The following is a 9,634-nucleotide window of genomic DNA, read 5'->3' as shown; positions in this document are numbered from 1 at the left end:
TGGACATCAGATGGAGAAAATGTAGGGACTAAGGTTATGCTAGAAGGAGGAAGAGTGATCTCCTGTACTCCTGCCCCAATCCGAAGAGGGACGGACATTGTAGTAAAACAGTTATTTTTCAACACACCTGCTCGACTAAAGTATTTAAAAACGATTCAAACAGAGCTAGGACATACCATTGATTTGATCAACCGCTTAGCGCTTAGCTTTCCTGAAATAGCATTTAAGCTATCTCATAACAATCAGACAATCATACAAACGAGCGGCCGTGGAGACTTAAGACAAGTGCTTGCTTCCATATATGGCGTGTCTAATGCCAAGAAAATGATAAAATTCGAAGCAGAATCGTCGGATTTTAAAATCTCAGGCTATGGAACACTGCCCGAGATTACAAGAGCGTCTAAAAACTATATAACGATTTTGGTTAACGGGCGCTGGGTCAAGCATTACGGATTAAATAATGCCATTGTAGAGGCATATCATACGCTACTACCGATAGGGCGCTTTCCAATTGTCGTTTTAAACATTGAAACAGACCCAATGCTGACTGATGTTAACGTACATCCAGCGAAGCATCAGATTCGTTTGAGTAAGGAAAAGGAACTGATGGAGCTGGTGAAACAAACTATCCGTAAGGTGATGCATCGTTCTCAACAACCACTAGAGATTAAAGAGAAGCCTGTAAAGCCAAAACCTCAGCCAAGCTTCCAGTTTGATTTTTTCAAACAAACATATGAGCCAGTAAAGCAGGAGGTAACGGAGCAGGAAGGTATGTCTGTCACTCCTCCTCGAAGTGCTGATCAACAACCTGAAATAGAGTCGACTAAATGGGATGACAACACGACAGTCATGGAAGAGAGCTTTCCGACTAATGAGGAACCTTATTCTGAAACTGAACTCGAACTAAGAGACCCGTTTCCCGATTTGCATGTGGTCGGCCAAATCCATGGTACATATATTGTTGCTCAAAGTGAAGATGGATTTTATTTGATTGACCAGCACGCAGCACAGGAACGAGTGAAGTATGAGTATTACAAGGAAAAGGTAGGGGACGTGGATGTAACGGAGCGTCAAGCACTTTTACTGCCACTCACCTTCCATTATTCTTTGGATGAGGCCTATCGTATTAAAGAATCCATCGATGAGCTGCACAAAGTAGGGATATTCTTGGAGGAATTTGGTTCCTCTAGCTTTGTTGTGAGAGACCATCCCGTATGGTTTCCAAAAGGACATGAAACTAAGATTATTGAGGGACTAATCGAGCAAGTATTGACGAATCGCAAAACAGATATTAAAAAGCTCCGGGAAGAAGCAGCAATCATGATGAGCTGTAAGCTTTCGATTAAAGCAAACCATTATTTAACGTTGCATGACATGGAGCAGCTGCTAGTCAGTCTTAAAAATGCAAAGCATCCTTTGACGTGTCCGCATGGAAGACCAGTCATTGTCCATTTTTCTACGTATGAAATTGAAAAGATGTTCAAACGAGTAATGTAGGAGGGGTTATATGGGAAAATATATTTTATCCATCGATCAAGGTACTACTAGTTCAAGAGCTATTCTATTCGATAAAAAAGGGAATGTCGTTCACTCTGCGCAAAAGGAATTCAAGCAGCACTTTCCAAAGTCTGGCTGGGTGGAGCATGATGCAAAGGAAATTTGGGGAACGGTACTATCGGTATTGGCAGCAGTACTAACAGAAAGCGGCAGTCAACCCGGAGACGTCCATGCCATTGGGATTACTAATCAACGCGAAACAACCGTGGTATGGAACAAGCGCACGGGTAAACCTATCTATAATGCAATTGTCTGGCAATCGAGGCAGACCCAATCTATTATTGATGAGCTGAAGAAAGAGAACCTGGAATCCTTCTTCCAGGAAAAAACGGGCTTAAAGCTAGATCCCTATTTTTCGGCAACCAAAGTGAAATGGATATTAGATAATGTCGATGGGGCAAGAGAACAGGCAGAGGCTGGCGAGCTACTGTTTGGAACCATTGATACATGGCTAATCTGGAAACTTTCAGATGGAAAGGCTCATGTCACAGATTACTCCAATGCCTCCCGGACAATGCTCTATAATATATTTGAACAAAAGTGGGATCAGGAAATTTGTGAAAAGCTAAATATTCCAATGGGGATGCTCCCTACGGTTGCTTCCTCCTCTGAGGTTTATGCGGAAACCGATCCTTCTGTATTTTTCGGTAAGGAGATAGATATAGCAGGTGCTGCAGGTGATCAGCAGGCTGCCTTGTTCGGACAATGCTGTTTTGAAAAGGGAATGGCTAAAAATACGTATGGTACTGGTTGCTTCATGCTATTAAATACCGGAGAGGAAGCGGTAACCTCTGAGAACGGTTTATTGACGACCATTGCATGGGGTATGAATGGGAAGGTGACCTATGCATTAGAGGGAAGCGTTTTTGTCGCCGGTTCTGCCATACAATGGCTTCGTGATGGGCTTCGTATGCTAAAGCATGCGAGTGAATCGGAAAGCTATGCGCAGCGGGTGGATTCAACGGAAGGTGTCTATGTCGTCCCTGCCTTTGTAGGATTAGGAACCCCTTATTGGGATTCTGATGCAAGAGGATCTATATTTGGTCTGACCCGAGGTACGACCAAGGAACACTTTATCCGTGCAACACTTGAGTCTCTTGCCTACCAATCGAAAGACGTTTTAGATACGATGATTAGTGATTCTGGTGTCTCTGTGGAAGTGTTACGCGTAGATGGTGGTGCAGTAAGTAATGAATTCCTCATGCAATTTCAAAGTGATTTGTTACACTTACCCGTAGAGCTTGCAAAACTTAACGAGACAACCGCACTAGGAGCCGCCTTCCTTGCCGGCTTGGCGACAGGGTTCTGGAAGGATGAGCAGGAGCTCTCCGATTTAAGGGAAAGCCAGCGCTTATATGAACCTCAAATGGAGGAAGAAAGAAGAAACCGATTATATAAAGGCTGGAAATTAGCCGTTGAAGCAACGAGATTATTTAAATTTCAGGACGAGGAGTGGAATAAGTGAAATCTTCAGTAGAACGTGAACAAATACTTAATACATTAAACTTTTACGAATTCGATGTTTTAGTTATCGGAGGCGGAATTACAGGAGCGGGCATAGCGCTTGATGCGGTAACAAGAGGGATGTCTGTAGCCTTAGTGGAAATGCAGGACTTTGCAGCTGGTACATCAAGCAGATCGACCAAGCTAATCCATGGTGGTTTGCGCTACCTTAAGCAAATGGAAATTAAAATGGTAGCTGAAGTAGGGAAAGAAAGAGAAATTGTATACGAAAATGCAGTTCATGTCTCTAAACCTACTGGCATGCTACTTCCATTCCATAAGCAAGGAACGTTTGGTCCTGTAAGCACATCCGCTGGATTAAAGCTGTATGATTATTTAGCCGGTGTAAAAAAAGAAGAGCGTCGTCTAATGCTCTCTGCTAAGGAAACACTAGAAAAAGAGCCTTTAGTAAAAAGTAAGGACCTTCTTGGTGGTGGCTACTACGTTGAGTATGTAACGGACGATGCGCGACTAACAATTGAGGTTGTAAAAAAAGCGATTGAAAAAGGAGCCGTATGCTTAAACTATGCTAAGGCAAGATCTTTCCTTTATAGTGATGATAATAAAGTAGTTGGTGCTGAAATAGTAGACATGGTCACAAACAAGAGAATCGCGATCCATGCTAAAAAAGTAGTGAATGCAACTGGACCTTGGGTAGACGGCGTAAGAGCGCTAGACGCAATCGAAAATAAAAAGAAGTTGCGACTAACTAAAGGTATCCACGTAGTAATCGACCAATCTATTTTCCCATTGCACCAGGCTATCTATTTTGATACACCTGATAAACGAATGGTATTTGCGATACCTAGAGATGGCAAAACATATGTTGGTACAACCGACACCTTTTTTGAAGGAAAAATTCAAAATCCAGTAGCAACTTTACAGGATGTTGAATATCTATTAGATGCCATCCATTATATGTTCCCTGGTGTCCAAGTAGGAATTGAGCATATTGAATCTACATGGGCAGGTGTTCGTCCTTTAATCTATGAGGATGGCAAGGATCCTTCGGAGATTTCACGTAAAGATGAAATTTGGCAATCGGAGGCGGGACTATTAACAATAGCAGGCGGTAAGCTGACTGGCTATCGTAAAATGGCAGAAACAATCGTCGATAAGATATCCAAACAACTTGGGGATGAAAAGTATGGCCCTTGTGTAACGAAGCATTTGAATTTGTCTGGTGGTGAAATTGGTGGCTCCGAACAATTCGAAGGGTTTGTTGCATTAAAAGAGCAAATCGCTCCTTCCTACGGGTTGACGCAAGAAGAGGGTAGAAGGTTGGCTAAGCTCTACGGCTCTAATGTCGATAAAGTGTTCCAATACGCTCATATCCTCTCTACTGTTCCATCCAATTTGCCATTAGGTTTGCTAGCGCAGATTTACTATGCAGTGCATGAAGAAATGACGTACTCCCCTGTAGACTTCTTGGTAAGAAGAACGGGTATGCTTTATTTCCGTATTGACCAATACAAATTGTATAAAGATGAAGTGCTGAATGTCATGAAGCAATTGCTCCAGTATTCAGAGGAAGAGACCGAAAGTTTTTCGCAACAATTAGAAGAAGCTTTAATGGATGCTATGTTTTCGAAAGGTAGTGTTGTGGAGTGAAGCAAATTTTAGAAGCAAAGATGTCAGACGGGCACCTCATTTATGTGATGAGATGTATACCAACTGATACACCAATTGGCCATGTTCACCTTATGCATGGATTGGCTGAGCATATTGAGCGTTACGATGAGTTTGTCGATTTTCTGGTTGATAAGGGTTTTATCGTAAGTGGTCACGATCATCGCGGTCATGGAAAGACTGCAGTAAAGAATGGTCAGTTAGGCTATTTTGCAGACCGTGCTGGCTTTGAAAGAATTACGGAAGATGTTCGTGAAGTGCTGTTAACTGTTCGAGAAGGATTAACGAATCTTCCACTTATTTTATTCGGACATAGTATGGGCTCGTTCGTCGCTCGTCGGTATATGCAAAAATATAGTGATTCTCTATCTAAAGTCATCCTAAGTGGTTCAGCATATGATCCTGGCGTATTAGGCAACATTGGAAAACTAATTGGTAAAGCAGCTTCTAAGATTAAAACACCCCAGGCAGAAAGTCCTTTGCTTAACTCGCTAGCATTTGGCGGATTCAACAAGAAAGTTGCTCATCCGGAAACTCCTTTCGACTGGTTAACTAGAGACGGGGAGGAAGTAAGGAAGTATATAGAGGATCCTCTATGTGGTTTTATCCCATCTAACCAGCTATATGTCGATATGTTTGGTGGCATGAGAGCTATTCATAAAGAATCAGAGATCATGAAAGTTCGCAAGGATCTACCAGTACTAATGATAAGTGGAGCAAAGGATCCTGTCGGAAAAGACGGCAAGGATGTATTTAAAGTAGCGGAAGGTATGAAAAAAGTAGGTATGAAAAATATAACCGTGCAATTGATAGAGGATGCAAGGCATGAACTTTTAAAGGAATTAGGGAAAGAGCAAACAATGGAATTTATATATAAGTGGATGATGAAGGATGAATAGTAATCCAGCAGTTATTGCGATTGTAGGACCAACTGCAGTTGGTAAGACAGCATTAAGTATAGAGCTGGCAAAGTTTTGTGACGGGGAGATCATTAATGGGGACTCTATGCAGGTCTACCGAGAACTTAACATTGGAACAGCGAAAATAACAGCAGATGAAATGGAAAATGTTCCACACCATCTGCTGGATATCAAAGATCCGACAGAGGGCTTCTCTGTGGCGGAGTATCAAAGGCTCGTACGAGAAAAGATAAAGGATATTGCCTCTAGAGGAAAAGTACCCATTATTGTTGGGGGGACTGGGCTTTATGTTCAGTCGGTTTTATACGATTTCCGCTTTTCAGAGCAGCCAAAGCAAGACAGCTCAAGGGTGAAGGAGCTGGAAGGTATGACCTCTGAGGTATTATATTCGATGCTGCAGGATGTAGATCCAGTGGCTGCGAAGGACATTCACCCGAACAATGTGCAAAGAGTCATTCGAGCAATCGAGAGGCATGAGCTAACTGGAAAGCAAAGAGACGAGATTGAGCAAAATCAAGGTAAGGAAAAGGTTTTGCCGCACTATATTATTGGTCTGACAATCGATCGTGAGATACTGTATCAGCGTATTAACAAGCGAGTAGATCTGATGATAGAACAAGGGCTGTTACAGGAAGTAAAAGGTCTTTATGATAGAGGAATAAGAGATGTTCAATCCATTCAAGCCATAGGGTATAAGGAAATTTATGACTATTTGGATGGGAAATCGACCCTTGAGGATGCCGTGGACACACTAAAACAAAATTCTAGAAGGTATGCTAAGCGACAGTTAACCTATTTTCGTAACAAAATGGATATACAATGGTTTGATCCAGTTAAAGACCGTGAAAGTATTTTAGAAGAAATTAGTAGGTTCTTGCAGGAAAATCAATAATTTAAGCGAATAGTTAAAGTGATACGTTTTTAAGCGAAATTGCAAACGGGGGTATTGGGATGAAACCAATGAATATTCAAGACAACTATTTAAATCAGTTAAGAAAGAACGAAATCTTTGTAACAGTCTTTCTGTTAAATGGCTTTCAACTAAAGGGGACAGTGAAATCCTATGATAATTTCACTGTATTGTTCGAATCTGATGGGAAGCAACAGCTCATTTATAAACATGCGATTTCTACATTTGCTCCATCTAAGCCTGTAAAGCTATCAGAAGAGTAAAATCTAATTCATTGACAGTTCCACTTGCTCCAATTATTATTTGATAGAATCTTTAAATGAAGTGGAGAGGTTATTTATGAAAACTATTACGACAGATGAACTTCTAAAAAAAATAGATGCGGGCGAGCAAGTCAACATTATTGATGTGCGCGAACAAGAGGAAGTAGATGCAGGAATTATTCCTGGAGCTAAGCATATTGCTTTAGGTCAGGTGGAAACAAGCTTGGATCAAATCGACCCGTCCGTTCCTCATTACATAATTTGCAAAGCTGGTGGCCGCAGTGCGATGGCTTGTGAAGTCCTTGAAGAGAATGGTTACGATGTAACGAATGTAACAGGTGGAATGATGGCCTGGGACGGGGAAGTACAATTCTAAATATTTAATGCAATAAGGGGCTAATTTCATTTATTGAAATTAGTCTTTTCTCTTTTATCAAAAAAACGAGTTTAAAAGTATAATTCATCAAACAAAATACAAAGTACAATGAATAGAATTAGGAGATGCATCATGGAATTTACAACTACCTTATCAGAAAAAGTATTGGCTCTGGCAACTTCGGCAGAAGCCAAGATTGCAGATTATCACAAAGAAGTAGAACGTATCGCGTTTCACAATCAACAAAAAGTCCTTCATGCATTCAAAACACATCATGTGAGTGATCATCATTTTAATCCTTCGACTGGCTATGGCTACGACGATGAAGGTCGGGATACGTTAGAACGAGTATATGCAACAACCTTCGGAGCAGAGGCAGCTCTAGTTAGACCGCAAATCATTAGCGGGACTCATGCAATCTCTATCAGTTTATTTGGTGTTCTTAGACCAAATGATGAGCTGTTATACATAACCGGCAAACCGTATGATACTTTACAGTCGATTGTCAGTGGCGGAGAAGAGGATACGGGCTCTTTAGCTGATTTTGGTATCAGTTATCAGCACGTTGACTTGCTAGAGGAAGGAGCGGTGGATTGGGAAGCAGTTAAAAATGCAATACATGACAAAACCAAGGTGGTCGCCATCCAACGTTCAAAGGGCTATGCTGTTCGTCCTTCTTTCACAGTGTCCCAAATCAAGGAAATGGTAGAAAAAATTAGATCGATTAAGCAGGACGTCATTATTTTTGTAGATAATTGCTATGGAGAATTCGTGGAATCCTTAGAGCCGACTGATGTCGGAGTAGATTTAATGGCAGGTTCTCTGATTAAAAATCCTGGTGGTGGGATTGCTAAAACTGGTGGGTACATTGCAGGAAAAAAAGATTTTGTTACAAAATGCGCTTACAGAATGACTTCTCCGGGTATAGGTTCAGAGGCGGGTGCTTCACTGAACACATTATTAGATATGTATCAGGGATTCTTCCTAGCTCCCCATGTTGTCTCACAGGCAGTTAAAGGGGCAATCTTTACTTCCGCAGTATTGGAGGAAGTAGGTATGTCAACGGAGCCACATTACACTCAAAAACGTACGGATTTAATACAATCCGTCTCCTTTCAGACACCTGAACAAATGATTCAATTCTGCAAGGCAATCCAAATGCATTCACCCATTAATGCCCAATTTGCCCCAGAGCCGGCCTATATGCCAGGCTACGAGGACGATGTTATTATGGCTGCTGGCACATTTGTACAAGGCTCAAGCATGGAGCTGACTGCAGATGGTCCGATCAGACCTCCATTTACGGCGTTTATACAAGGTGGGTTAACATACGAACATGTCAAATATGCGATTTTAGGAGCAGTCCAGTCATTGAATAAATAACAAAAAAATACCACTTTCTAAATATAGAGAGTGGTTTAATTTTTTTGAAAATTTTATGTAAGTTTTGCTGACATGGTGTTGACATGTTAACTAACATCACATATACTATGTTTATAACCTACATAGGAGGTGCAGCGATGGAAAAGGAATGGAGACGTTCCATGCCACTGCTATCGATGAATATTGTCATGCAGCTAACTGGTTTAACAGCTAGACAAATTCGCTATTACGAAGAACAAGAATTAGTTCAGCCTGCACGGACGGAAGGTAAGCAACGCATGTTCTCACTGGATGATATCGATGTCTTGTTAGAAATTAAAGACTTATTGAAATCAGGTGTGAACATTGCAGGTATTAAACAAATTTTTGAAATGAAGAAAAATCCTGCAACCTCTAGGGATGTTCGACAAGTAGTCTCTGATCAAGAGTTACGTGCAATTGTTAAGGAAGAAATGCGTTTGGCACAAACTCAACAGCGCGCTTCTTTGAGACAAGGGGACCTATCCCGCTTTTTTCGTTAAGTAAAGCTTCAATTAAAATATCAAATATTTAGGAGAGTGGAAAAATGAGTAAGTACACAAAAGAAGACATTAAAAAGTTCGTTCAAGAGAATGAGGTGAATTTTATTCGTCTTCAGTTTACAGACATACTAGGTACGATTAAAAATGTAGAAATTCCAGTGAGTCAGCTCGATAAAGCTCTTGATAATAAAATGATGTTCGACGGATCTTCTATTGAAGGATTTGTTCGTATTGAAGAATCAGATATGTACTTAGTACCAGATTTAGATACTTGGGTAGTATTCCCTTGGATTACAGGTAAAGGGAAAGTAGCTCGTCTAATCTGTGACGTTAATAGAGCCGATGGAACTCCATTTGCTGGAGATCCACGTAGTAATTTAAAACGTATTATGAAAGAAATGAAAGAGTTAGGATTTACTAGCTTTAACTTAGGGCCAGAGCCAGAATTTTTCCTATTCAAATTAGATGCACAAGGTGAGCCAACGTTAGACTTAAATGACCATGGTGGATATTTTGATTTAGCTCCAATGGACCTTGGTGAAAACTGCCGTCGTGATATCGTACTTGAATTA

Annotated in this window: 10 protein-coding genes; all 10 read left to right on the top strand. The window is 41.0% G+C overall.

Annotated features, from left to right (window positions below):
- On the top strand, positions 1 to 1,497 hold a 1,497-nt coding region (mutL, locus tag AC06OU_RS01440; protein ID WP_475853539.1), incomplete at its 5' end, for a DNA mismatch repair endonuclease MutL.
- Between the two features lie 10 nt (positions 1,498 to 1,507).
- Positions 1,508 to 3,022, top strand: coding sequence for a glycerol kinase GlpK (glpK, locus tag AC06OU_RS01435; protein ID WP_475853538.1), 1,515 nt, complete (start codon positions 1,508 to 1,510; stop codon positions 3,020 to 3,022).
- The gene (locus AC06OU_RS01430; RefSeq protein WP_251557113.1) at positions 3,019 to 4,671 is read left to right on the top strand and encodes a glycerol-3-phosphate dehydrogenase/oxidase; all 1,653 of its coding nucleotides are present in this window, start codon (positions 3,019 to 3,021) and stop codon (positions 4,669 to 4,671) included. The genes glpK and AC06OU_RS01430 overlap by 4 nt, the downstream gene beginning before the upstream one ends.
- Complete coding sequence (locus AC06OU_RS01425; RefSeq protein WP_475853537.1) at positions 4,668 to 5,588, top strand: alpha/beta fold hydrolase; 921 nt, start codon at positions 4,668 to 4,670, stop codon at positions 5,586 to 5,588. The genes AC06OU_RS01430 and AC06OU_RS01425 overlap by 4 nt, the downstream gene beginning before the upstream one ends.
- The gene (gene miaA, locus AC06OU_RS01420) at positions 5,581 to 6,501 is read left to right on the top strand and encodes a tRNA (adenosine(37)-N6)-dimethylallyltransferase MiaA (RefSeq protein WP_475853536.1); all 921 of its coding nucleotides are present in this window, start codon (positions 5,581 to 5,583) and stop codon (positions 6,499 to 6,501) included. The genes AC06OU_RS01425 and miaA overlap by 8 nt, the downstream gene beginning before the upstream one ends.
- A gap of 59 nt (positions 6,502 to 6,560) precedes the next feature.
- The gene (gene hfq, locus AC06OU_RS01415) at positions 6,561 to 6,782 is read left to right on the top strand and encodes an RNA chaperone Hfq (RefSeq protein ID WP_144541813.1); all 222 of its coding nucleotides are present in this window, start codon (positions 6,561 to 6,563) and stop codon (positions 6,780 to 6,782) included.
- 76 nt (positions 6,783 to 6,858) lie between these two features.
- Positions 6,859 to 7,158 carry a rhodanese-like domain-containing protein gene (locus tag AC06OU_RS01410; protein WP_169361157.1) on the top strand — a complete coding sequence of 100 codons (300 nt, stop codon included), beginning with the start codon at positions 6,859 to 6,861 and terminating at the stop codon, positions 7,156 to 7,158.
- A gap of 132 nt (positions 7,159 to 7,290) precedes the next feature.
- On the top strand, positions 7,291 to 8,541 hold the full coding sequence (locus tag AC06OU_RS01405) for a methionine gamma-lyase family protein (RefSeq protein ID WP_475853535.1): 1,251 nt from the start codon (positions 7,291 to 7,293) through the stop codon (positions 8,539 to 8,541).
- A gap of 137 nt (positions 8,542 to 8,678) precedes the next feature.
- Positions 8,679 to 9,062: a MerR family transcriptional regulator gene (locus tag AC06OU_RS01400; protein WP_475853534.1), complete on the top strand. Its 384-nt coding sequence runs from the start codon at positions 8,679 to 8,681 to the stop codon at positions 9,060 to 9,062.
- Between the two features lie 44 nt (positions 9,063 to 9,106).
- Positions 9,107 to 9,634, top strand: a 528-nt coding sequence (locus AC06OU_RS01395) for a glutamine synthetase beta-grasp domain-containing protein (RefSeq protein WP_475853533.1), incomplete at its 3' end; no start/stop codon positions are given.

The sequence above is a fragment of the Psychrobacillus sp. genome (assembly GCF_056205495.1).
This window is presented reverse-complemented; position numbering and strand designations above follow the sequence as displayed.